This window comes from Paraburkholderia sp. J67 (assembly GCF_905220265.1).
Taxonomy (GTDB): Bacteria; Pseudomonadota; Gammaproteobacteria; order Burkholderiales; family Burkholderiaceae; genus Paraburkholderia.
On sequence record NZ_CAJMZK010000022.1, the window covers coordinates 63,082 to 87,543 of the forward strand.

The 24,462-nt window shown below is 63.2% G+C and carries 19 protein-coding genes and 1 pseudogene; 6 read left to right on the top strand and 14 right to left on the bottom strand.

Translation table 11 applies throughout. The annotated features are described in order from the left end of the window. Positions 1-3: 3 nt before the first annotated feature. On the bottom strand, positions 4-219 hold the full coding sequence (locus U5782_RS30035; protein ID WP_322047502.1) for a DUF3820 family protein: 216 nt from the start codon (positions 217-219) through the stop codon (positions 4-6). A gap of 7 nt (positions 220-226) precedes the next feature. Next, on the bottom strand, positions 227-1,171 hold the full coding sequence (locus U5782_RS30040) for a LysR family transcriptional regulator (protein ID WP_322047503.1): 945 nt from the start codon (positions 1,169-1,171) through the stop codon (positions 227-229). Positions 1,172-1,271: 100 nt separating this feature from the next. Here U5782_RS30040 and U5782_RS30045 point away from each other — a divergent pair, with 100 nt between their 5' ends. Then, positions 1,272-1,754, top strand: coding sequence for a GNAT family N-acetyltransferase (locus tag U5782_RS30045; RefSeq protein ID WP_322047504.1), 483 nt, complete (start codon positions 1,272-1,274; stop codon positions 1,752-1,754). 496 nt (positions 1,755-2,250) lie between these two features. On the opposite strand, the gene U5782_RS30050 is transcribed toward U5782_RS30045, so the two are convergent. Then, on the bottom strand, positions 2,251-3,195 hold the full coding sequence (locus U5782_RS30050; protein WP_322047505.1) for a LysR family transcriptional regulator: 945 nt from the start codon (positions 3,193-3,195) through the stop codon (positions 2,251-2,253). Between the two features lie 177 nt (positions 3,196-3,372). On the opposite strand from U5782_RS30050, the gene U5782_RS30055 reads away from it, so the two are divergent. The 5 genes and pseudogenes from U5782_RS30055 (at position 3,373) to U5782_RS30075 (ending at position 8,679) form a co-directional block, all read left to right on the top strand. After that, positions 3,373-4,374: a hydroxyacid dehydrogenase gene (locus U5782_RS30055; RefSeq protein WP_322047506.1), complete on the top strand. Its 1,002-nt coding sequence runs from the start codon at positions 3,373-3,375 to the stop codon at positions 4,372-4,374. Further along, on the top strand, positions 4,371-5,072 hold the full coding sequence (locus U5782_RS30060) for an RraA family protein (RefSeq protein ID WP_322047507.1): 702 nt from the start codon (positions 4,371-4,373) through the stop codon (positions 5,070-5,072). Before U5782_RS30055 ends, U5782_RS30060 begins: the two co-directional genes overlap by 4 nt. A 72-nt stretch (positions 5,073-5,144) precedes the next feature. Continuing rightward, complete coding sequence (locus U5782_RS30065; protein ID WP_322047508.1) at positions 5,145-6,671, top strand: MFS transporter; 1,527 nt, start codon at positions 5,145-5,147, stop codon at positions 6,669-6,671. 24 nt (positions 6,672-6,695) lie between these two features. Then, the gene (locus U5782_RS30070; protein ID WP_322047509.1) at positions 6,696-7,619 is read left to right on the top strand and encodes an SMP-30/gluconolactonase/LRE family protein; all 924 of its coding nucleotides are present in this window, start codon (positions 6,696-6,698) and stop codon (positions 7,617-7,619) included. Positions 7,620-7,628: 9 nt separating this feature from the next. Further along, a pseudogene (locus U5782_RS30075) lies at positions 7,629-8,679 on the top strand (alpha-hydroxy-acid oxidizing protein). A 208-nt stretch (positions 8,680-8,887) separates the two neighbouring features. On the opposite strand, the gene U5782_RS30080 reads toward U5782_RS30075, so the two are convergent. The 11 genes from U5782_RS30080 to tssH all read right to left on the bottom strand — a co-directional run bounded on the left by U5782_RS30080 (position 8,888) and on the right by tssH (position 24,186). Beyond that, complete coding sequence (locus U5782_RS30080; protein WP_322047510.1) at positions 8,888-10,282, bottom strand: DotU/TssL family secretion system protein; 1,395 nt, start codon at positions 10,280-10,282, stop codon at positions 8,888-8,890. Between the two features lie 9 nt (positions 10,283-10,291). Further along, on the bottom strand, positions 10,292-14,365 hold the full coding sequence (tssM, locus tag U5782_RS30085; protein ID WP_322047511.1) for a type VI secretion system membrane subunit TssM: 4,074 nt from the start codon (positions 14,363-14,365) through the stop codon (positions 10,292-10,294). 17 nt (positions 14,366-14,382) lie between these two features. Continuing rightward, the gene (gene tssL, locus U5782_RS30090; RefSeq protein ID WP_322047560.1) at positions 14,383-15,591 is read right to left on the bottom strand and encodes a type VI secretion system protein TssL, long form; all 1,209 of its coding nucleotides are present in this window, start codon (positions 15,589-15,591) and stop codon (positions 14,383-14,385) included. A gap of 142 nt (positions 15,592-15,733) precedes the next feature. Then, the gene (tssK, locus tag U5782_RS30095; protein ID WP_322047512.1) at positions 15,734-17,077 is read right to left on the bottom strand and encodes a type VI secretion system baseplate subunit TssK; all 1,344 of its coding nucleotides are present in this window, start codon (positions 17,075-17,077) and stop codon (positions 15,734-15,736) included. 12 nt (positions 17,078-17,089) lie between these two features. Beyond that, positions 17,090-17,608, bottom strand: coding sequence for a type VI secretion system lipoprotein TssJ (gene tssJ, locus U5782_RS30100; protein WP_322047513.1), 519 nt, complete (start codon positions 17,606-17,608; stop codon positions 17,090-17,092). 72 nt (positions 17,609-17,680) lie between these two features. Next, complete coding sequence (locus U5782_RS30105; protein WP_322047514.1) at positions 17,681-18,163, bottom strand: type VI secretion system tube protein Hcp; 483 nt, start codon at positions 18,161-18,163, stop codon at positions 17,681-17,683. Between the two features lie 87 nt (positions 18,164-18,250). Beyond that, complete coding sequence (locus tag U5782_RS30110) at positions 18,251-18,718, bottom strand: hypothetical protein (protein WP_322047515.1); 468 nt, start codon at positions 18,716-18,718, stop codon at positions 18,251-18,253. 62 nt (positions 18,719-18,780) lie between these two features. Continuing rightward, a complete protein-coding gene (locus tag U5782_RS30115; protein WP_322047516.1) occupies positions 18,781-19,239 on the bottom strand; it encodes a hypothetical protein in 459 nt (152 codons plus the stop codon). A 105-nt stretch (positions 19,240-19,344) separates the two neighbouring features. Continuing rightward, positions 19,345-20,838 (bottom strand): type VI secretion system contractile sheath large subunit, encoded by a 1,494-nt coding sequence (tssC, locus tag U5782_RS30120; protein ID WP_322047517.1) that lies wholly within the window; start codon positions 20,836-20,838, stop codon positions 19,345-19,347. 68 nt (positions 20,839-20,906) lie between these two features. Next, a complete protein-coding gene (gene tssB / locus U5782_RS30125; RefSeq protein ID WP_322047518.1) occupies positions 20,907-21,458 on the bottom strand; it encodes a type VI secretion system contractile sheath small subunit in 552 nt (183 codons plus the stop codon). A gap of 31 nt (positions 21,459-21,489) precedes the next feature. After that, positions 21,490-24,186, bottom strand: a complete 2,697-nt coding sequence (tssH, locus tag U5782_RS30130; RefSeq protein ID WP_322047519.1) for a type VI secretion system ATPase TssH — start codon at positions 24,184-24,186, stop codon at positions 21,490-21,492. Between the last annotated feature and the right edge of the window lie 276 nt (positions 24,187-24,462).

Below are 24,462 nucleotides of genomic sequence, written 5' to 3' on the forward strand. Positions count from 1 at the left end.
GCGTTAGCCGCGTTTGCGCAGCGGGTCGAGCAAGCCCTTCAGGCCGTTATGGTCCATCTCCTGCATCAGCGCGAGCAGTCGGCCGATCTCGCCTTGCGGAAACCCTTCGCGGGCGAACCAGTTGAGGTAATGCCCGGGCAGGTCGGCGATGAGCCGACCCTTGTATTTACCGAAGGGCATGGTGACGGTGACGAGGCGTTCGAGGTCTTGGACTTGCATCGGCCTATTATGCCGTGCCTCGCGCCCGCTCCTTGAGATCCGGCACGGTGGCGAGCAGTTGCCCGAGGATCCACCGATGCGCCGGTGTGCTCGCACGCCGCGTGTGTTGATAGATCTTCAGCGTGTAGCGCGGCATTTCAAACGGCATGGGGAACAGCGCGACCGGCGCGGCGTTCTGCAAGGTTAGCGCGGCCTGGCGCGGCACGGTCATCAGCAGTTCGGAGTGCGCGATGATGAACGGCGCGACGAGCACCGTCGGCAACTGGACCGCGACTTCGCGCGCGACGCCCAGACGATCGAGCACCAGATCGACCAATCCACGTGTGTCGTCCCACGGCGTGACCACCACGTGTCGGGCGGCAAGATACTGGGCGAGGCTCAATTTGCGCCGGATCGACGGATGCTGGCGGCTCGCGATCACCACGTATTCGTCGGAAAACCAGTCCGCACCCTGAACACCGGGCGGCAACGGCACATTGTCCTCTTCATAGCCCAGCGAGAAGTCGATGCGCCCCGATGCGAGTTCGTCGGCCGATTCGCGACCGCGCGAGTGCACGACCTTGAAGCGCAGTTTCGGCGCGACTTTCTGCATCCTCGCGATAAACACGGGCAGGATCGCGAACGCGGTGTAGTCGGTGGCGGCGAACACGAAGGTCCGGTCGCTCTCGGCGGCATCGAACCGGCTGGCGGGTGCGAGACCTTCATGCAGCAGGCCGAGCGCATCGCCGATCGGACGCATCATGCGTTCAGCGGCGGCGGTCGGGCGCATCTCGTTGCCAACCCGCACGAACAGTTCGTCGCCTAGCGCGTCGCGCAGTCGCGCCAGCGCGTGACTCAACGCCGATGCGCTGATTGCCAGTTCGTCGGCAGCCGAGGCGACCGAGCGGTGCCGCACCATCGCGTCGAACACGAGCAGCAGGTTGAGGTCGAGTCGGCGCAGCTCTTGATGCATGGTATGCAGCTTGTGGTGAAGAAAATGCAGTATATGCAGTTTCCGTTTCGCCTACCATGGTCGCCCGGCCACGGCTTCATCACAGGACAGATTCAGAGTCATGACACTACATATTCGCCCCGCCATCGCTGACGACGCGGCGCTCATCCTGCACTTCATCACAGAACTTGCGGTCTACGAGAAGGCCGAGGATCAGGTCGCCGCCACGGTCGAGACAATCGCCTCGTCGCTATTCGGCGCGCATTCGCCCGCAAAGGCATTGATTTGCGAGCGCGACGGCGTGGCTGTGGGTTTCGCCGTTTACTTCTTTTCGTATTCAACGTGGCTTGCAAAACCCGGGTTGTATCTGGAAGACCTCTATGTTTCGCCGGATGCGCGCGGCGTGGGGGCGGGCAAGCGGCTGTTGCAGCATCTCGCGGGCATTGCGGTGGAAACCGGTTGCGGGCGCTTCGAGTGGAGCGTGCTCGACTGGAACGAACCGGCCATCGGCTTCTATCAATCGATTGGCGCGCAACCCCAGGACGAATGGATTCGCTACCGGATGGAAGGAGATGCGATTCGCTCATTCGCGACTGAGTCTTGACCCGATTCAACGGCGATTAAAGCAGTCGCTTTCGAATGATGAAAAAAGTCCTTTAATCCGACAAATAAGAATCTCTAAAAACATTTATCGAACAAATCTCGTCAAATCAAGTTTTTCTCACGACTCTCCACGCGATGCTCTACATTCAAAATGGCGATCGAATCAATGCCATGCGTGAGGCATCGTGGGTGTGGATGACTGCGGAAAACATGGAGCAAAATAACGACACTTGATCACGCCAGGGAGGCCCCTCAATCCGACCGACAGGTGAAACTCATGTTTGCCTTCGTGATCATGGTGGCCGTTGCCGCTTTCGTGCCGTACGTTGCCACGCCGGCCATTCAACATGCAGTGAGCCCGGGAACAGCGACGCACCAAAGCCAGGACCCTTCCAGTGCTCCCGTACCCAGTGCCACTGCAACTAACACGACTGTAGACGTGAGTTCCGCGACACCCACCCAGTAGCCCGCGTTGACGATCGTCGCGACCGCGCGCGTCAGCCGTTGTTCTTCGGTGAGGACCGCCGGCGCGCTTCACCTTTCGCGGCGTCCGCCTCATGCTGCGCACGGACGATTTCAATCAACCGCCGCGCGGCGGGCGAAAGATATCCGTCGTTGCGATGCACGACGCCGAACTCGCGCGTCATCGTCGTGACCGGATTGGGTAGCTCGACCAACGCAGGCGTGAAGCGTCCGGCCTCCAGGTTGCGCCGCGAAATAAAGCTCAGAAGCCCGGTTTCGGCGATCAGGCGCGGCACGGCCGCGATCGAACTCGTCATCACCGCGGCGCGTGGCGCAGGCAGACCGTGCGCGGCGAACACGCCCTCCAGCCACTGACGCGTCGCGACCGACTGCGCGGGGAGTACCCAGCCGCACGCCGCCATCGCCTCCAGCGTCGCCCGTTTGCCCGCGAGCGGATGCGAGGCGCTGGCCGCGACCACTACGTCGTCCGCGAGGATCGGAATCTGCACGAGCGCCTCGTCGTGACTACCGAGCGGGCCGATCACCACGTCGAGCAGCCGTTTGCGCAAGGCGTCCTGGAGGACGTCGTTCATGCCGATCTGCAATTCCACCACCACGGCGGGCGCTTCCTCGTGCAGCACGCGGCAGGCCGTCGGCATGATGAATTCGGCGATGGTGGCCGCCGCACCCACCTTCACGAGCCCGGACAAGCCCGCGCCCAGCGTGGCGATCTCGCGCTGCGTCTCGTCGAGCGTGCGTTCGACGAGACGCACGCGCTCCTGCAACAGTCGCCCCGCGTCGGTCAGACGGATGCCGCGGCCGCTGCGCTCGAACAGCGCGGCGCCGTAGGTTTCCTCGAGCCGGTCGATGCATTTCGAGAGCGCGGGCTGCGTGACGTGCAGCGCCTCGGCGGCGCGGCCGAGGTGCCCCAGTTCGGCCACCTTCGCGAAATACAACAAATCGCGGACTTGCAGGTTCATGACCATACGGCCTGCCTTCCGGCGCGCGCGCCGCGTGACGAATCCATAGCTAACAGGAATGGAAAGATGAAAAAACGAAAATAGACATTATGAGTCGAGGTGTCAACAATGACGTCAGGCCGCATCACACCCGGCCACGCCATTCGGAGCTATTCAGAGCTACAAGGAGACACCTCGATGCCCTACCGCATCCTCGTCACCGCGCCGCGCCTCGCGCCGGCCGGGCAGCGCGTGCTGGCGGCCGCGCAGTGCGAGACCGTCTACATCGACGACGCCCAGAACGCCGCGCAGGTCGCGCAGATTCTCGCCACCCAGCCCATCGACGCGGTCATCTCGCGCACGGTCGACCTGTCGGGAGCGGCCATCGCTGCCTGCCCGACGCTGCGCGTGATCTGCAAACACGGCGTGGGCGTCACCAATATCGACGTCGAAGTCGCCACGCACCACGGCATTCCCGTGTTCACGACGCCCGGCACCAACACGCATTCGGTGGCCGAACTGGCGATCGCGCTGATGCTGGGCGCGGCGCGCAAGGTGAACTTCTACGACAGCGAATTGCGCGCGGGCCGCTGGACCCGCACCGGCGATGGCCGTCAGTTGCATGGCCGCACGCTCGGCCTCGTGGGCTACGGGCAGATCGGCAAGCGCGTCGCGGCGATCGCGCACGCGCTCGGCATGAACGTGCGGGCCTTCGATCCGGCGGCGAAGCCGGCCGACGCGCAGCCCTTCGTCACGCTCGACGCCACGCTGAACGACCTGCTCGCGCACGCCGACGTGCTGAGCCTGCATTGCCCCGTCAACGCGCACACGCGCAATCTGCTGGACGCGCAGGCCATCGCGCGTCTGCCGGACGGCGCGATCGTCGTCAACACCGCGCGCGGCGAACTCATCGACGAGGCCGCGCTCGTGGCGGCGTTGCGCAACGGCAAGCTGGCGGCGGCCGGGCTCGACACGTTCCGGCACGAGCCGCTGACGGCGGACGATCCGCTGGCCGCGCTGCCCAACGTCGTGCTCACGCCGCACGTGGGCGGCTCGACCCCTGATGCGCTCGACGCGGTGGCCGTGCTGGCCGCCGAAACCTGCCTGCGCTTCCTGCGCGGCGAGGCCGTCGACGCGGCGAGCTGCGTGAACCCGGAAGTGCTTCAGCTTACTCAATCCGACTCAAAGGTCATCGCATGAACCAATCCCAGGACCGGGCCGGCTGGCCCGCAGGCTTCTTCGTCGGCCAGCGCACGTCGCTGCCGAGCGTCGCGCAGATCGAGGCGTTCCGCAGCGTGCCGGTCGCTCACGCGGGCGATTGCATGGGCCGCAGCACGGGCGCGTACGGCCTGAACGCCTACCACCATTCGATCGCGCTGACGATGTGCGGCCCGGCCATCACGGTGCGCGTGCGTCCGGGCGACAACATGATGATCCACAAGGCCATCGAGCTTGCGCAGCCGGGCGATGTGATCGTCGTCGATGGCGGCGGCGATCTGACCCAGGCGCTCATCGGCGGGCTGATGCGCACCTCGGCGCTGACGAAAAAGATCGGCGGCTTCGTGATCGACGGCGCGATCCGCGACCTGGCCGAATGGGCCGAAGGCGGCATCCCGGTCTACGCGCGCGGCCACACGTTTCGCGGGCCGAGCAAGGAAGGTCCCGGCGAAGTGAACGTGCCGATCGCCTGCGCGGGCATGGTGGTGAATCCCGGCGACCTGATCCTGGGCGACGCGGATGGCGTGATCGCCGTGCCGGTCGATCGGCTCGACGCGCTGCTTCCGCTCGTGCGCGCGCACGCCGACAAGGAAGACACGATCCGCGCGACCAATGCGGCGGGCACCGCCGACCCGGAGCGCTTCAACGCGCTGCTGCGCAAGAAGGGCTGCCCGGTCTAGCCGCCGCCGCAACCCAGGCACCCCGGCACCAGGTTACCGCGCCGCAGATAAAACAAGACAGGAGACAAGGCTATGCAACCCAGCACCCCCGTTGCGGGCGCGCGCGAATCGCTCGATTCGCTGGATTCGCGTGATGCGGCCCATGCCGCCGACGCACGCCGCGCCGCCGCACAGGAAGCGCAGGCGGCGCATCTGGCTTACACCGCGCCGGATGTCCACGCGCGCCAGATATCGGCGCGCCTCGACCGGCTGCCGCCCAGCGCGCCCGTGTGGCTCCTGATCGGCGCACTCGCGCTCGGCGGCTGGTTCGAGATCTACGACATGTTCCTCACGGCCTACATCGGCCCGGGACTCGTCAAGGCCGGCATCTTCACGAAGACGACGGCCTCGCTGTTCGATCTCGGCGGCCTGGGCGCCTTTGTTGCGGCGCTGTTTCTAGGGCTCTTCATCGGCACGATCGGCGTGGCCTTCATCGCCGACCGGCTCGGACGCCGTCGCGTCTTTGTCGGCGCGCTGCTGTGCTACACCTTCGCCGCCGTGATGATGTCGCTGCAAAGCGAAGCGGGCTGGATCGTGTTCTGGCGCGTGATCGCGGGTATTGGCGTGGGCGCGGAGCTGGTGACCATCGACGCCTATGTCTCCGAGTTCGTGCCCGCGAGCCTGCGCGGACGCGCCTTCGCCTTCGTGCAGGCGATCCAGTACACCTCGATTCCGACCATCGCGTTTCTCTCGTGGCAACTCGTGCCGATTGCGCCATTCGGTCAGGACGGCTGGCGCTGGGTGGTCTGGATCGGCTGCTCGGGCGCGGTGTTCGTCTGGCTGATCCGGCTGGGTTTGCCGGAAAGCCCGCGCTGGCTGATCCAGCACGGCCGCACGGCCGAAGCCGAAGCCATTGTCGCGCGGCTCGAACGCCGCATCGAGCGTAGCTCGGGCAAGCCGCTGCCGGTGGTGAAGGTTGCGAGTGCAACGGTATCCGCGCCTGTTGCTACCTCAGCCGTGGACGACAGCCCGTGGAGCAAGCGCTATCGTCGCCGCACGATCATGCTGCTGGTGTTCAACTTCTTCCAGTCGATCGGCTATTACGGCTTTGCGAGCTGGGTGCCGACGCTGCTCGCCGAAAAAGGCGTCACGCTCACGCACAGCCTCTGGTACTCGTTCCTGATCGCCATTGCGAGCCCGCTCGGGCCGCTGGTGTCGATGTTCATCGCCGACCGCGTCGAGCGCAAATGGCTGATCGTCGGCGCGGCCGCGGCGATGGCGGTGCTCGGCGTGATCTTCGCGCAGCAGCGCGCACCTGCACTGCTTGTGACGATGGGCCTCTTGATGACGCTGGCGGGCAACTGCATGACGTTCTCGTACCGCACCTATCAGGCCGAGTTGTTCCCCACCCGCATGCGGGCCCGCGCCATCGGCCTTGTGTATTCGGCGAGCCGGATCAGCGCGATGCTCTCGGGCTTCCTGATCGGCTTCTTCCTGCGCCACCTGGGCGTGCCCGGCGTGTTTGCGTTGATCGCCGGGTCCATGTGCGTGGTTATGTTCACGATCGGCCTGTTCGGCCCGCGCTCGCGCGGCCTGAGCCTCGAACAGATTTCCGCCTGATTACGTCAGCATTGAGGATTCCGTATGTTTTATCTCGACCAGCCGCCGCGCCTCATTGAAACGCGCGTGTTTTCGTCCATGCCCGAGCGGTTCCGCCAGACGGGCGTCGGCTCGACCTGGGCGAACGCCAACAAGGCGGGCCAAAGCGTCGATAGCTTCCTCGAAGGCCCGGCGTTCGATGCGCAAGGGCGGCTCTACGTGGTGGATATTCCGTTCGGTCGGATCTTCCGCATCGACCGCGAGGGCGGCTGGACGCTCGTGGCGCAATACGACGGCGAGCCGAACGGCCTGAAGTTCCATCCCGACGGGCGCATCCTGATCGCCGACTATCGCAACGGCATCATGCAACTCGATCCGCAGACCGGGCGCGTAGAGCCTCTGCTGACCTCACGTAACGGCGAGTCGTTCAAGGGCTGCAACGATCTCGCCATCGCTGCGAACGGCGACATCTATTTCACCGATCAGGGGCAGACCGGCTTGCAGGATCCGACGGGCCGCGTCTACCGCCTGCGTCCCGATGGCCGCCTCGACTGCCTGCTCTCGAACGGTGTGAGCCCGAACGGCCTCGTGCTCGATCCCTCGGGCCGCGTGCTGTTCGTGGCGATGACGCGCGACAACGCCGTCTGGCGCGTGCCGCTGCTCGACAACGGCGGCACCGCGAAGGTCGGCCGCTTCTGCTCGCTGTTCGGCACCAGCGGCCCCGATGGTCTCGCGATGGACGAAGCGGGAAACCTCTATGTGGCGCACGCCTCGCTTGGCCACGTATTCGTGTTCGCGCCGAACGGCGAGTGCATCGCGCGCGTGAAATCGTGCGCGGGCGAGACGGTGACGAATCTTGCTTTCGGCGGGCCCGCGCGCCGCCAGATTTTTATCACCGAATCGAAGAGCGGCAGCGTGCTCGTCGCCGATGTGGCCGAGCCCGGCATCGCGTTGCCACGCGTTCTCTGAGCGCGCGCCATGACTGCCGCCTTCAGCCTGAACGACTATCCGCTTGCGAATCACTCGGCGCCGCGCACGGGGGCGTCGCCACGCATTCCGCGCCGCCTCGCGCGTGTGCTCTCGCTCGCCGACTTCGAGGTCGCGGCGCGACGCCATTTGCCGCGCCCGATCTTCGCGTATGTGAGCGGCGGATGTGAAACCGATCGCTCGCTGCGCGAGAATCGCGCTGCTTTCGAGGACTACGACTGGGTGCCGCGCGTGCTGGTGGATACCTCGCGGCGCACGCTGGAGACGACGCTATTCGGCCATACGTATCCTGACGGCGGACGTGCCGGTGTCAGGCAATCGCGAGAACAATCTGCGCGCGTGCTTTTCTACGCCGCTACGGCCCGGGCCGAGGCTTGCGTGGGATGGGTTGACGCATCCGCGCTGGTTATTTGGGACGGCGTTGCGCACGCTTTGGCGGCACGGTATGCCGCATTTCGAGAACTCGCGTGTCGGGCGCGGCGCGCCGATTTTATCGTCGAGTGTGCTGCGCGATTTTGGCGCGCGCGATCATTTGAGCTGGGAGCACTTGCGGCTGATTCGGCAGCGTTGGCGCGGCACGTTGGTGGTGAAGGGCATTCTCGATCCGCGCGATGCGCGCCGTGCGCGTGAGCTTGGCGCGGATGGGCTGATCGTGTCGAATCATGGCGGGCGGCAACTCGATGGCTCGATTGCGCCGTTGCGTGCGTTGCCTGCTGTGGTTGATGCTGTCGATGCGGATTGTCCGGTGATGATCGACGGCGGCTTTCGGCGCGGTGGCGATGTGCTGATGGCGATGGCGCTTGGGGCGCGCGCGGTGTTTATCGGCAGGCCGTTTAATTATGCGGGTGCGGTGGCGGGGCAGGCGGGGGTGTTGCATGCGCTTGCGATCGTGGCCGCGGAGATTCGGAGGAATATGGCGTTGTTGGGGGTGGAAGGGGTGGGGATTGGGCGGGGGAGTTTGCGGTTGCGAGGGGGGCATGAAGGGCTGAATTCCTGTGCGAACCTGGCGTTGCCCAATCATTTCAATCTATTGCGCATTTGATCGTCTCGTCAGGCTACCGAAATCAGAATGGTGTGCAGCGTGGTTATTGTCAGCCTACGTCGACGCGAGGCGGTTCTCCTTGGTTCGCCTGCGTTTCGTCGTGCGCGAGGAAGCGCTTTTGCGAGCGGTGATACGGGCGTGAGAGACTCAGCAATTAGCCTTCATAGAGTTGCTACCGTCCGCGCCCATCCATCTTGCGGGCGGGTAATTATCGCCATTGCTCCAAGGTAATTTCCACACGACGGTTGCGCGCGCGGCCTTCGCGTGTCTGGTTGTCATCCAACGGTGACGCGTCGCCATTACCGCTGACGGTGATGCGCTCCGGCGAGACACCCGCGCTCGCCAGCACCTGCATCACGCTCTGTGCACGCAGTGTCGAGAGCGCCTGGTTGGACAGTCCACCCGTCTTTTCAAACGGCGTGTCATCGGTGTAGCCGGTGAGATGGACCAGCACATTTGCCGGCGTCGCGGCGATCGCCGTGCCGACCTGGGTAACGGGCAGGGTGGCTGCCTGATTCAGGGCGTACTGGCCGGGCGCGAACATGCCATCGATACGGATAGCAAGGCGGGTATGGTCACCGTTCTCGCTGATTGATATCGCATTGCCGCTGCTTTGCTGCACGATCTGGTTCCTGATCTGCGCGGCTATGGTGTCCAGACTGCTGGCCTGGTCGGCTTCGTTCGTTCGCAGGGCATACAGGGTGTAGCCGCCAAAACCCAGCAGTGCGGTGAGCAGTGTGAGGGTGAGCGCGCCCAGGACATTGCGCTTCCGGTCTTTGCGATCCGGTTTTTCCTGACCGATACGGGTGCGAGGACTGGTCGTGGTTCCGCGCGCGGATGGCCCCATCCTGAACGCGACATCGTCTACGTCATCGTCTTCGGCAGGTCTGCGTCGGCTTGTCCCGGCTTCAGAGCGCGCGGTGCGCGGCGTTTCGAAGACGGTGTCGCTTGCGTCTTCCGCGGCCGACGGCATTGCATTCGCGCCCTTGCGCTTTTGTCCTGCTGAGTCCGTTGTCCGCGGCCCGTCCTGCGCCCTGGCCACCGCCTGCTCAAGATTCCGGCTCATTGCCTTGAGCATGCGCGCGCCGTCGGGTGAACGTCGATAACGGCCTTTAAAGCCGCCTGCAATGATCTGCTGGAGCACCGCGAGCAGTTCACCCTTGGCGGTAGGGTGTCGCATGGCGCTGTCGATCAGGTTGACGACCCGGTCCGCACCCTGGCGGTCATAGCCAAGCGTGGTGGCCAGACCGTTCGCGCTCCATTCCGCACCCGTCGTTTCGCCTTTGCCCCACTCGGTTTGCATGGCCGCTTCGTCGAGCGCCGAGCACAGACAGTAGCGCGCGCTGTCCGCATCCGCGTGCGGGAGCTTGAGCCCTGTACAGAGGCGCTCGAACATCTTCGCCTCATTGAGCAGCCATTGCCGGCGCGTGAGCACATCGTCCGGCCGCAGTTGTGCCGGTGTGGTGCGCAGGGCCTGCAACAGCGGGCGGGCCGCTTCGAGCATCGGGTGCTGCGCCGCGGCTGCCGCCTGCAAACGTTCGCCGTAGGAGAGCGGGATGCCGAACGTGTTGTCGGAGGTGTCGGGTTTGGCTGTCGATCTCATCGTGCGTACTCAGTGCGGTGCCACCGGGATCGCCGGTGCGGCTGCGCCCGCCGGTGGCAGGCCAGCCGGCGGGCCGCTGTCGGGCAGACTCAACATTGGCATCGAGCTCGGGCAATGGAACGTGGTGAGCACGTCGCTCGTGAGCGGATTGGCAACGCTCCCTGCACTCGCGAGATCAAGCACAGCGCGTCGCCCATCGAAGTCGAACGCCACGCGCGTGCGCCCCGGAGTGGCCGTCTGGACCGCTACGCCCTTGTGGATCAGGCGCATCAACGCCCACGGACCATCGGTCGAAATCGTTGAGGTATCGGGCTTGATGCGGGGGCTAGCCGTGATCTCAGTGTGCACGCCGCCGCGCGGGCCCGGCCAGCTGACGTTGAGCGGCGTGACCGGTCCATGCTGGTACAGGGTGCTCTGACCGTCGATGTCGATCGACAGGCTCATGATGGTCGGGTCCATTTCCGGCACACGGACTTCGGCCTTCCACAGCAACTGCTTGCCCTGATCGCCGAAGAACACGTCTCGGATGGATTTCGCGTGCTCGAACGGTTCGAGATCGGGGCCCTGCACAGGCTCGGTCGCGCCGGGCAGCGTGCGATATCGCCAGGGTTTGGCCGACGTATCGACGAACGGGGCGAGATTCTTGGTGAAGAAGTCGTCGATGACGCCGCCCTGGGCAAACACCCGGGTGAAGTCGTCGATGCTCACGTCACGCTTGCTGTCAGGCGCGAACGGATAGTTGCCCTCGACGGTGAGGCGACACGTGTCGCTCACGACGCTCTGCATCTGGCGCGAAAGCAGCTGGCCGATGCCCTGGTTCACTTCCCGCGAGCCCTGCACGGACAGGCCGAGCAGCACAGCACGGAAAGGAGCGGGCATCGTGTTGGCTGCCATCTTGAGCTTCGCGGCGATGTCGCTCGCGGGCGGCATGCTGTTGTTGCTGATGGCGTTATCGGCCACCGTGAGCGCCGTGTAGTAGTCGTTGAGCATGCTCGAGACGCCGTCGAGGCCGGTCTTGCCGGCTGCCTGCGTGCCTGCGCCGGCGTCCTGAGCGTTGCTGCCGGCCTCGGTGCTACCTGTCACCATCTCGCGCAGCGCAGCGAAGTGATTGTCGACGAGTTCGCGCTCAATGCGCTCCTCGGCGCGAATGCCCAATGCACCCACTGCGCCCTGGGCTGCGCTGGACCTCTGACTGAGTTTGTCCGCGGCCTTCTGCAACAGCACACCATCGCTGCCGATGGGCTGCGTGAGCGTCGTTTCGCGCACGACCGCGCGCGCCAGCCGCGTCAGCGGCGAATCAGGTGCCGCGAGCTGACGCAGCACCTGGAGATTGAACGAGAGGCTTGTTCCCGTTACGGTGCGGATATCGCCCAGGTACGCGTCCCATTGCTGGGCGTACTCCGTCAGATAGAGCCTGCGGATGGCGGCGGTCACGGAATCGTCCGAGTCCGTCACTGAACTCACAATGTCAGCCGTTTTTTTTTCAGCCTCACCCAGGTAGGAGCGCCCCATCACCCACGCGTCGTCGTCGCGTGCGGCCTGTGCGAACTCACGCAGGCGCTTGTCGAACAGGTTGCGATACCCGTCGAACGTAAAGAGACCCGGCACGCCGCGCGACAATGGCGCGCCGCTCGCGCGTGTGAACACCGTCCCGGCCTGCGGCCCGACCGCGCGCAACATGGTGAACTCATCAGGCGCTTCCTTGGCCATGTCGGCCTTCGCGCGATCGTAGAGCCGTTGCGTTGCGTTACTCGAATCGAGAAAGGCGCGCGCCTGCTGGATCAGGCCGTCGTTGCGGATCAGCGGGGACTGTACGACGCGGTCTCCCGAGAAGAGCTGTTGCACGTGCTCGATCATCGAGGCGCGGCCGCCGAAGATCGCGGCACTGTCGGTCTTCGCCCAGTCGTCGAGCACCCAGGCTTTGACGTCGCTGGCATTGAACTTCGCCTTGTCGTACAGCATGAGGTAGACGCGCAGGGCGTCGTAGGTCGCTTTGGCGTCTTTCACCGCCATGGCCTGCGCGATGACGTCTTCCATGCGATGAACGATCTGCGGGACCAACAGATTATTCTCGAGCGCGAAGTACGTACCGCGACTTGCATCGACGATACGCGGCGCCGTGTAGAGGCCGTAGCGGTAGCCACCGTCCGGATCGGAAAGGTCGAGCCCCGTGAGTGTGGGCAGATAGCGTGCCTCACTGAGCGTATCCGGCACGGCTTCGGGCTTCGGGTCGCGATAGAGCTGCGTGACTTTGGCCGCGAGCGCCTGGGTCTTGCGCGCGATTACATCGAGATAGTCGCTGTTATTGCCGAAGCTCGTGCGCAGGCCGATCGCGAGCCACGCAAAGAGCAGGACGGCGAGCGCGTGGCCAACGAGGCGCAGCACGCGGAAGCGGTATTCCCAGCGCAGGTTCGGGCTGACCAGATGGGCTTCCGGGAAGATGACCTTCGTGAAAAGGTCGTGCAGGAAGTAGCTCAGATGGCCGTCGGCGCGTGCCGGGTGGGTGACGATGTTGCGATTCAGTCCTGTAGCGAGACGCTGGACAACCGTGAGCGGCTCCGCGACCACGGCGGAGCCGCCCTGTGCTGCACTCGTGAAATACACACCGCGCAGCGTCGCATGCAGTTGCGTGTCGTCGTAACGCGAGTCGAGGAATAGCTGCGAAAGCAGGTCGACGAGCGCAGGTGTGAGCGCCGAGAAAGCCTCCGGCAGCGCTGCGAGGCGGCGCCTGCGTTCGGTATCGTACTCATCCTCCAAGCGCGTGTTGATGCTGCCGGTGAGGCGCGTCGCGAGCTGTCGCAGCTCGCCCTCGCAGCGCAGGCTCAGGTTCGCCTGCGCGCCGTTACCCGTGAGTGGCAAGGTGAAGCCCCACATCTGCGCGCGGGTTTCTTCCGTGAGCGAGCTGAAGTAGTCGGTGAAGCCCGGCATGCGGTCCATCTGTGTGACGATCAGATAGACCGGAAAGCGGATGCCGAGCGTCGCGCGCAACTCGGCCAGGCGTGCGCGGAGTGCTTCAGCCTCTTCGGCGCGTTCGGCCGGGTCCGGTGACGTCAGTACGTCAAGGTTGACCGACACGAGGGCGCCGTTGATCGGCGCGCGCGGCCGGTGACGGCGCAACAGCTCGAGAAAGCCTGTCCACTCTGCCGCATCGACGCTCGCGATGTCGTTGCTTGCGGTACCCGTCGGGCTGGCCACGAGGGATGTGGTGGTCGACGTCCCCGTAGCAGGTGTCAGAGCCGAAGTAGCCGTAGTCGTAGTCGTCGATGACGATGCAGCCTGCCCCGGCACCGCGCTGGCCAGCCGCTGGGGCTCCAGCAGCCCCGAGGCCACCGACATGCCGTGACGCGTGTAGTGGCCCGCCGTGTCGATCAGAACCGCGTCATTGGTCAGCCACCAGTCCACACTTTTGGTGCCCGCAGTGGCACCGGCCTTGCGGGGCGTTGCGGCGCCCAGGGGGAAGGGCAAACCGGCGTTGAGCAGTGCACTCGTCTTTCCCGATGCGTTCGAGCCGAGCGTGAGATACCACGGCACTTCGTACAGGTAGCGGGTACCCTGGAAGAGGCGGCCGGGGCCACGGGCGCCTGTGCGCATTGCCTTGAGGCGCGTGAGCGCGATATTGAAGCGTTGCTCGACGTCCCTTAGGCGCTCGGCAGCCGGCGAGGCCGCCTTTGCCTTGCCAAAGGCCAGCGCCTTCTTCAGGAAGTCCTCGTCGCTGCGCATGCGGTTAAAGAGCCACCACAGGCCCCATATCGCAAAGCAGGCGAGCACGACCACAATGGCGATAATGCGTGCAGCCACCGATGCAAACGGTGTGCTGGTGCCAAAGCTCAGAAGCGGCGCGGCGTACCAGATCAGCAGGCAGGCCAGTGCGCCGAACACAAAACTGGTGGTCAGTCCGGCAATCCACAGCAGGACCCCCGCGAGCAGCAACGCAATGACCACCACGCGCAGGCCCACGCTGGCCAGAGGTTTCAGGCCACCGAATGCGACGAATGGTCCGATGAACCAGATGAGCAGCGCGAGGACCAGCAGTCCCAGCAGCGCCAGGAACCAGCGCGACCACAGAAACGACAGCTTCTTCATTCCAGCATCCTTCGCGCTCAAGGCGTAACAGTAATTTCAACGCGGCGGTTCTGCGCGCGTCCCTGCGGCGTGGCGTTGTCACCCAGCGGATTGGCTTCGCCCTTGCCGATCGCTTCCAGACGTGCCGCCGGCACGCCGTCGGCCTGCAATAGCTGCATGACCTGGGTGGCACGCTCTTCCGAGAGTTCGTCATTCGAGGCGAACTGGCGGCTCTTGATGGGGATGTTGTCGGTGTAGCCGGTGACCGTCACCTTGCCAGGCACCTTGACGACTTCATTGGCGATCTTCGCGATCAGCGGCCCCATCGACGCATTCACGGTGACGCCTCCCGGCGGGAACATCGCGTCGCCGCGGAACGTCACCGAGCTGTGATGCGCGTCCTCGTCCACGCTCACCGTGCCGGCTGCGATCTCGCCCTTGAGCAGTTCCTTCAGATGGGGCAGACGCGGCGCAGGCGGGGGTGTCAGGCGCCCAATGTCGATGATCTGTTTTTCGACGCTCGCGCTGTGGTTGAGCAACTGGTATTTGAACCAGCCGAACAGGCAGGCCAGGATCAACCCGAGCACCGCGAACGTGATCCAGACCGGAAAATCGTAAAACGAGAGGCGACGATGCTTCGCGTCCGAGGCCGCATGCGGTGACAGCGCGAGAGGCACGGCGCCCCGCTGTGTCTGGAGTTCGGTGTAGAGCACCTGGCGCACGGCATCGTGCTTGCGTGAGCCGTCGGCATCGTGGCGGTAACGACCCATGAATCCCAGACTCAGGATCCGGTAGATCACTTCGAGCAGGTCGAGATGCTCACGCGGTTCGCTCATCAGACGCGAGACCAGCAGATAGACCTTGTCGCCGCCATGCCGGTCCTCGTGGAATTCGGTGGCGAGCCCGTTCTTGATCCAGTCCAGACCTTTCTCGCGCTCACCCCATTCCGTCTGCATCGCAGCGTCGTCCAGCGCGGTGCACAGGCAATAGCGCGCGCCGATCATGTGATCGCGACGGATATTGGCCTGCTCACACAGACGCTGGAACGTACGGACCTCAAGCTTGAGCATCTGGTGCAACTGCTCGATGCCCCGTTGATCCAGCTCGCCCGGCATATCGGCGAGCGCGCGCAGCAGCGGGCGCGACGCCTCGAGCAGTGGATTGGCCGCCTGGTTGACCGCGCTCAACCGTTCGGCCGGCGCCTCGCCCGCAGGTATCGAGGACAGCAGACCCGTTGTCACCGGTATGCCGGGCCCCGGATCGAGTTCCGGGTGCCCAAACACGCCGTAGGTTGACTCTGCGTTCACAATTCTTCCCCCTGGTCCTTCTTTTGATTTGCGCGGCAGGCAACGTGCTTACGTGCCTGCTTCCCCGATCTGTGCACTGGAATCAGCGCACCCCCCACAGTTCGAGCTTCAGGCCCGGGAAGTCACCCGCCACATGCAGGGCGATACCGCCATGCTCGACAATCGCATCCCAGAGCTGGCCGCTGCGCGTCAGCTCGTAGTAGATGTAGCCAGCATTGAACGGAATCTGACGTGGCGGGACCGACAGCGATTGCAGCGTGAGGCCCGGCAGATGCGCGCGAACAAGGTCCGGGAGACGCTCCGAGGGACCGACCTTGGCGTTCGTGGCGAACTGCTTTTCGAGCGCGTCGGGTGGCAGTTGGGCCGACACCGCGAGCACCACGGCTGTAAAGCTGCGGAGCTCGCTGGGATCCACCACGGCGTTGCGCATGCCGTAGCCTGCATCCTTGAGCGGGATGCTTTGCGCACTACGTACCAGCACGGCGTTGAGCAGCCAGCGTGTATCTTCAACGAGTGGCTTGAGGCAGGTATGCGGCTCGATGTGCTGATAGGCCGGATGCGATTCGAGCGGCCGCCGGGTTTCCGGACGGACATAGGTCGACAGCTCGCCAGCCATGCTCAGTAGTACGGCATAAATGTCGGCTGGCGACGTCGTCGGGACCCGTCGCAGATGCTGCAACAGCGGCTCGTAGCGATTGAGCGTCTGCAGCAGGAGGTAATCCGACACCTCCGCAACCGAACCTGCCTTGCCGTCACTGCCCGTGAGCCGCCTGGCAAGCGCATCGGCGCGCAGGCGCGTGAGATCATGAATCTGCACGAGCCAGCTCACCAGGAGCTCGCTGGCGCCATAGCCACAGACGGGCGGAATCAGTTCGGTATTCAGCTGGATGCTGCCATCGGCGCGCAACGTGGTGACTTTCGTGAGCGGCAGCCCGATCCACGCATCGGTCATTTCCTTTTCGGGAACAAGCCGCAGACGCAGGTTCGCAAGCTGTACAGCTCGCGCGCCCTGGCCCACCGAGTTTGTATCCCGCAGCTCGGTTGCAAAGACGATGTAACGCGCGAGCGAGTCCGGCGTGTTGTCAAAGCTGGTTTCCTCTCCGTTGGGTACACGGATCGGCACGGCCAGATGGATGACCTGTTCGAGGTGCTCCTGACGGATGGTCAACGGCGGCGGCGGCGGCGTGCTGCCCGGCGCGTCGAATGGCGTGCCGTCAGCAAAGACGCCGCTCGCGGATTTGAGAATCACCTTGCCGAGCGACAGCGCCTCCTGGTCGATCGAGAAATGCGAAAAGCCAAAGAAGAAGGGCGACAGCGGCGCGGCGCGCCGGTGGGCGAATTGCTCGAGATAGCGCTCCTGCTGCTGGAAAATCTGCGGACGCAGGAATTGCCCTTCGCTCCAGGCCACCTTGTTGTGCCAGCTCATGGTTGTGTTCCGTTACTTGCTGTTTGGTTGTGCGTCGGTAATCCTGATGGCGTTCGCATCAAGATTGATGGTGAGTTTCACTTTCGGGCCGCGGTGATACCACGCGGCAGTGGGCGAGGGAGGCAGCGTCCAGGTGGCGCGCCAGACCGAATTGGGCAGATCGCGATAGGCCGCGATCACGCCGAGTGTTGTCGTCGCCTGATCCGCATTGCGCTGGATGATCTTCTGCTCGCCCGGGCGCAACTGAAACTGGTCGCGCAGCACCAGGTCGTCAGCGAGCACCACCTTGTCCTTCTCCTGCAGGGAGAAAAAGTCGGCACTGGTAAAGGCATCTGCATTCTTGAGTTCGTAGACGCGCACGATGATGGGTGCGGCTCGCTGCTGCTCGTCCGGATTGACGCCCGAGGAAGCCTTGATCGACAGGTCGAGCTTGACCGGCTCGTGAGCGACCTTCGAGGTGTCGCTGGCGCAGGCAGTGAGGACAAGTGCCAACAGGCAGACGATCGCAACGGCACGGTTAGACAGGGTCATCGGAAAGTACGGGCGAATGAAAGACGAAAGTGGCCTGAACTCGAGTTCAGGCCACGGACTTCCGGAAGGCGATCAGGCTTCCTTGTTCAGCTTGATGTCGTAACCCGCGGTGATCGCACCGCCGCTGCCGCCCTGGGCGTTCTGCACGACATATTCCTGCTTGACCTTGGAGAACGACAGGCGGACGTGCTCGGTAATGCCGTTGTCGCTGTTGCTGCCCGACGGCGAAACCTGCGTGACGAGCACGTCGCTCATGGTGATCTTGAGGTATTCGAGCGGGTTGCCGCCGGCCTTGCGGATCGTCAGCACCGCGCTGTCGATGTGCTTGCCGGTCAGACAGTACTTCATGAGGTTCGGGCTGGCGCGATCGACCAGATGATCGAAAGCCAGATCTTCGACGGTTGCCTTGCCGGCGCCGCCACCCGAGCCCATGTGCATATTCGATTGCTGGGAAACCTGCCAGCTCCAGCTTGCCACTTCGATCTCGTTCTTGTGAGCCGAGTCCTGCGACTCACCGTCGATGCCGTTGATCTTGATGAAGATATCCTGAGCCATCTGAAACTCCTTGGTTGAAGAGGTACTGCCTTGTCCTACGGTTGAATGAATCGTAGTGACCTTTGAATTATTCAGTGTTGCGAAACTTCACTTTGGTGAGCACGACCGGTCCAGTCGAACTCGTTGATTTCCCATGATCAACACACCGTTACGGTACTTCGCTGGACCGCCTTCGAAAACGCGGCTATGCCAGAGGGTGTGACAATCCCTGGTATCGATTGCGTAGACCCGGTTCTCACTTCCGGAATACGTCGAGAAGTAAATCCTGTTGCCCGCAAGCCATTGCCGGCCAAAGATGATCGAAACGTCATCGCTTGCTGTACAGCTAGCACCGTCACCAACCCGGATTTTCGGTGGACCTTGATACGCCATTGGCGACGACGAATCCGGCGGGGAAGCCTCGCCGAGATCGACGGAGACATTCGCGGCCTGTGCAGTCTGACCGGAGACCTTCATTTCAACGAGGCGGCATTGCTGCGACCACGCAGGCAAGGACGCAATTACGGAACCCAGGAAAATCGCGGTTGCGGCGCAAGCGTGTCGGTTGATATTCATACCCTGGCCTGTTCAAACATCATCATCGAAGCAGATGAGGTTCCCGATACACGGGGATCAGCTTACTGAGAACCCGCAGCCTGCAAGCTGCGGGCGTAATAGTGGACATGCTGCAGATCTGCCGCTGTCCATGACCAATGGATGCTCGCATGCTTGCGTCCGACACTGTGAAGCTTCCCCCAGTAGGCGATGGGCACAGCGCTAGTTGCGCGCACCACGATCGCGACATGGCCGTGGTGACCGGGTTCAGCGAGACCCGCAACGACCAGATAGCCGTTGTTTGCATAGCTGATTGCCTGACTTTGGCTCGTCCCGAGGTCACGCCAGGCTGCCGATGAGCTCATAGATGCAACCAGCTGATTTGCCAGACCGGTCATGCTTATGCCCAGGTCTGCCGCCACGGCTCTTACAAAGCCACTGCAGTCGTTCTTGTGCGTTTCCCACCGTGTTTCGCAGGCACGGATGACTGGATCATCCATATTGACGTTAGGCGTCTGGTTACTCGGATGTGGGTGTGACATTTTGAATTCCTTCCGGGCTGATTTCAGCAGTTGCGATTTTGCTCAATGGACCGCCGCGTTGTCTTTGCGTCATGCTGTTCTCAGACGCCGCGGCGAAACGGGGAATTACGCGGCTTCCTTCACCGAGGGAAGCTTCGCTACAAGACGCAGTGACACCGTCAGGCCCTCAAGCTGGAAGTGCGGTCGCAGGAAGAATTTCGCCTGGTAGTAGCCGGGGTTGCCTTCCACTTCTTCCACAAGCACCTCGGCCGCGGCGAGCGGGCGGCGTGCCTTCGTCTCCTGCGACGAATTCGCCGGGTCGGCGTCGACGTAATTCATGATCCATTCGTTGAGCCAGCGCTGCATGTCCTCGCGCTCGCGGAACGTACCGATCTTGTCGCGCACGATGCACTTGAGGTAATGCGCGAAACGCGAGCATGCGAACAGATAGGGCAGACGCGCGGACAGGTTGGCGTTGGCCGTCGCATCCGGATCGTTGTATTCCGCAGGCTTCTGCATCGATTGCGCACCGATGAATGTCGCGCTGTCGGTGTTCTTGCGGTGCACAAGCGGAATAAAGCCGTTCTTCGAGAGCTCCGCTTCCCGGCGATCCGAAATGGCGATTTCCGTCGGGCACTTCATGTCGACGCCACCGTCATCGGTCGGGAACGTATGGCAGGGCAGACTGTCCACCGTGCCGCCCGACTCCACGCCGCGAATCAGCGAGCACCAACCGTACAGCTTGAACGAGCGGTTGATGTTCACGCCCATCGCGTAAGCGGCGTTGGACCACGCGTAGTTGCGATGATCCGGGCCGTTGGTGTCTTCCTCGAAGTCAAATTCGTCGACCGGATTCGTGCGCGCACCATACGGCAGGCGAGCAAGAAAGCGCGGCATGGCGAGGCCGATGTAGCGTGCGTCTTCGCTGTTGCGCAGCGAATTCCAGGGCGCATACTCGAGGTTCTGGTTGAAGATCTTCGTGAGGTCACGTGGATTGGCGAGTTCCTGCCAGGACTCCATCTGCAGCACGGATGGCGAGGCGCCAGAGATGAACGGCGTGTGCGCCGAGGCCGCGATCTTCGCGATCGAGCCGAGCAGATCGACGTCGGGCGGCGTGTGATCGAAGTAATAGTCGGCGACGAGGCAGCCGTACGGTTCGCCACCGAGCTGGCCGTATTCTTCTTCGTAGATCTGCTTGAAGAGCGGGCTCTGGTCCCATGCGACGCCCTTGTAGCGTTTCATCGTGCGGCGAAGTTCTTCCTTCGACACGTCCATGAAGCGGATCTTCAGGCGTTCGTCCGTCTCGGTATTCGAGACCAGGTGATGCAGGCCACGCCACCCTGATTCAAGCTTCTGGAAATCGGTGTGGTGGATGATGAGGTTGATCTGCTCGGAGAGCTTGTGATCGATCTGCGAGATGATCGCTTCGATGCTCTTGTAGGCGTCGTCGCTGATAGTGATGGATTGCGCGAGCGCCTGCTCGGCGAGCGTGCGGACGGCGTAGTCGACCGCCTCACGCGCCTGCGTGGTTTTCGGGCGGAACTCCTGCTCAAGCAGTTGCGAGAAAACGTCCGGCGAGTGCGCGGCGCGTGCGGCGTGGTGAGCCTGCTGTGCTTCCATGATATTCCTTCGTTATCCTGTCTAAGTGAAAATCATCTCGACCAATTGGCCGGACCGCTCCCTGGGATTCAGGCGGCCGGGGTTTCGGTGTTCGAGGTTTCCTCGTTCGCGTTGTCGTCGAGTACAGGCTTCGGTGCGGCGGCGAGCGACTTCAGCAGTGCGGGGTCGGCGAGCAGCTTGTTGATGAGCGCTTCGGCGCCCGACTTGCCGTCCATGTAGGTCTGCAGGTTGGCGAGTTGCGTACGCGCGGCGAGTAACTGGCTGAGCGGCTCGACCTTCTTCGCGACGGCTGCTGGCGAAAAGTCCTCGATGCTCTCGAATGTCATGTCGACCATGAGCTGCCCTTCGCCCGTGAGGGTGTTTTTCACCGAGAACGCCGCACGCGGCTTGATTGCCTTCATGCGTTCGTCGAAATTGTCGATGTCGATATCGAGGAAGCGCCGGTCGGCGACGGCGGGCAGCGGTTCGACGGGCTTGCCGGACAGGTCAGCGAGCACGCCCATGACAAAGGGCAGCTCGACCTTCTTTTCCGAACCGTAGACTTCAACGTCGTACTCGATCTGGACACGCGGGGCGCGGTTGCGTCCAATGAACTTCTGCGAATTGTTGGTAACGGACATGCATGGACTCCGTAGGCGTGGAAAGGGCCAATCAGACCGGATCGGCCGTGGCGTGGGAAACGGGTTCGAGCTGCGCGGTGAACGTGAGAGCCTGTAAGGGCGCTGCAGTCTGATCGGCTACATCCACCGCGATTGTCTTGAGTGCCTGTCTGGCAGCCAGAGCGTCCAGCCAGAGACCAGAGAGTCTGGGCAGGATGTGCTGCTCAATGAATCCGATGAGAACGCGGGCGCCGGTTTCTTCAACGAGGCAGCGCGACACGACGTAGTCGACAACGCCCTCGCTGTAGGTCAGCACGACCTCCTGGTTCTCGGCCATGCGACGCACGAGGCGTTCCAGATGCAGGCGTACGATGCCGGCCAGGGTCCCGCGCGCGAGCGGCCGGTAGGGCACAACGCTGACACGTCCGAGAAACGCGGCCGGAAAGGTCTTGAGCAGTTCCGGCGCCAGCGCGCTGCGCAACCCATCCTGATCAGGCGAGAGCGCTTCGTCCGCGCACAGGCTCGTGACGAGTTCAGAACCCGCGTTGCTGGTCAGCAGGATCGTCGTATTGCGAAAGTCGATGAAGCGGCCGTCGCCGTCTTCCATGTAACCTTTATCGAAAACCTGGAAGAACACTTCGTGTACGTCGTGGTGGGCCTTCTCGATTTCATCGAGCAGCACGACCGAGTACGGACGCCGGCGCACGGCCTCGGTCAGCACACCGCCTTCGCCATAGCCCACGTAGCCCGGCGGCGCGCCCTTGAGTCCGGAGACGGTATGCGCCTCCTGATACTCGCTCATGTTGATCGTGATGAGGTTCTGCTCGCCACCATAGAGCGCTTCGGCGAGTGCCAGTGCGGTTTCCGTCTTGCCGACGCCCGAGGGCCCGGCCAGCAAAAAGACGCCAAGGGGCTTCTTTGGATCAGCGAGTCCTGCCCGTGCGGTCTGCACGCGTTCGCAGATCTGGAGCAGGGCGCCTGTCTGGCCGACGACCCGCGCTTCCAGCGTGGCAGGCAACGCGCGCACCGCGGCAATCTCGTCCTTGACCATGCGGCCGGCGGGAATGCCAGTCCAGTCCGATACGATCGCTGCAACAATCGCCTCGTTGACTTCCGGGAAAACCATCGGATTCTCGCCCTGCAACTCGCGCAGCTTCTGCTCGAGCGTGTACAGCATCTCCTGGCTGATAGTGTTGTCGTCGCTACCACGCCGCTCGATAGCCGCTTCGCGTGCGCTGATCAGCGCCCGTGAGGCTGCCAGCTGCTCCTGCCAGCAGGTTTCGATGGCCGTCTCCTCGGTCGTCAGGACGTCGATACGCGCCTGCACGGCGCCGACGGCAGGACTGGTGTGGAGGCCAATCTGAGCCTCGCGCCCGAGCAGTTCCCGTTCGACGCGCGCGGCCGCCAGACGCTGACGCACATCCTGAAGCTCCCGCGGCGCCGTGTGCTGCGAGAGTGCCACCCGCGCGCAGGCGGTATCGAGCAGGCTGATAGCCTTGTCGGGGAGCTGACGCGACGGAATGTAGCGATGGGACAAGGTGACGGCCGCACGAATCGCCTCGTCACGCACGATGACGCGATGGTGCCCAGAGAATGTCGCTGTCAGCCCGCGTACCATATCGATCGCTTTGGTTTCTTCGGGTTCCGCGATCTGCAGCACCTGGAAACGCCGCGTAAGCGCGGGATCTTTCTCGATATGCCGCTTGTACTCCGACCACGTGGTCGCGCCGATGGTGCGGATCGTTCCGCGCGCCAGCGCCGGCTTAAGCAGATTGGCGGCGTCGCCTGTGCCAGCCTGACCTCCTGCTCCCACAAGCGTGTGAATTTCGTCGATAAAGAGGACGATCGGAACATCGGATTTTGCGGCGGATTCCAGCAGGTCCTTCAGACGCTTTTCAAACTCGCCTTTCATGCTGGCGCCGGCCAGCAGGGCGCCGACATCGAGCGTCATGAGGCGGACCTGCGCCAGCTGCGGGGGGACATCTCCCTTCGCAATGGCCAGTGCAAGTCCTTCGACCACCGCCGTCTTGCCCACCCCCGCCTCACCCGTGAGCAGGGGATCGTTCTGCCGGCGTCGCAGCAGGATGTCGATCATCGTGCGGATTTCGTGCTCACGCCCGACCACGGGATCGATTTGGCCGGCCCGTGCACGGGCCGTCAGGTCCTGGCAGTACTGCTCGAATGATCCGCCGCCCGCGGTACCGGCCACGGCCTGCGAAGCTTCACCGGGTGAAGCCGCAGAAAAGTCGCTGTTGTCGTAGGGCAACTCAGCGGACTCTGGTGATCCTTCGATCCAGGAAACCAGGCTGTTTGCCTGATCCCCCGTGGGGATACGACCGAATGCAGGAGAGAGCGCAAGCAGTACGCGACGCAGCTCTGGCGCGTCGAGCAGCGCCGCCAGTAGCCACGCGCTGCGAATGCGCCGTTCACCGAATTCAAGGGAAGTGGTGACCCACGCGCGCTCAATCGCCTGTTCAACGTCGGACGAGAAATCACACATCGAACTGGTACCAGCAGGCAACGTGGCGAGCGCACGCACGATGTCCCGTTCAAGGACGTCACGGTCGATACCGGCATGCCGGAGAATGCGATGCAAATCGCTGTCTGGCAATTGCAGGAGCTGGTTGAACCAGTGGGAGAGTTCGATGAAGCGGTTGCCTCTGAGTTTGCAGAAGGCGGCGGCCGATTCAATGCTGCGGTACAGCGTAACCCCGAGTTTGCCGAACAATGCGCGGCGAGGAATTGCCATGGCTTTAGCCTTATGGTTAACCGCTTTTTCTGTTGAACGGTCGATGATTCGACTCGTACTGTTGCTTCAAGATGTCCGCTTTTTTGATTAACGCCGTCGATGGGGCGAAGGAACCAAAATTGTTCGGCAACTGATAAGTGAATGCAATGAGTTGTGGGGATACCTTATGATCCAATTATTGACAGATATTTCTCGGATCGTCAAATGAATTGGATAATATTTTTGGATAGTAATATTCTTGTTTTGTCGCAATGTTTAATGTTTGGTGCATCAAGA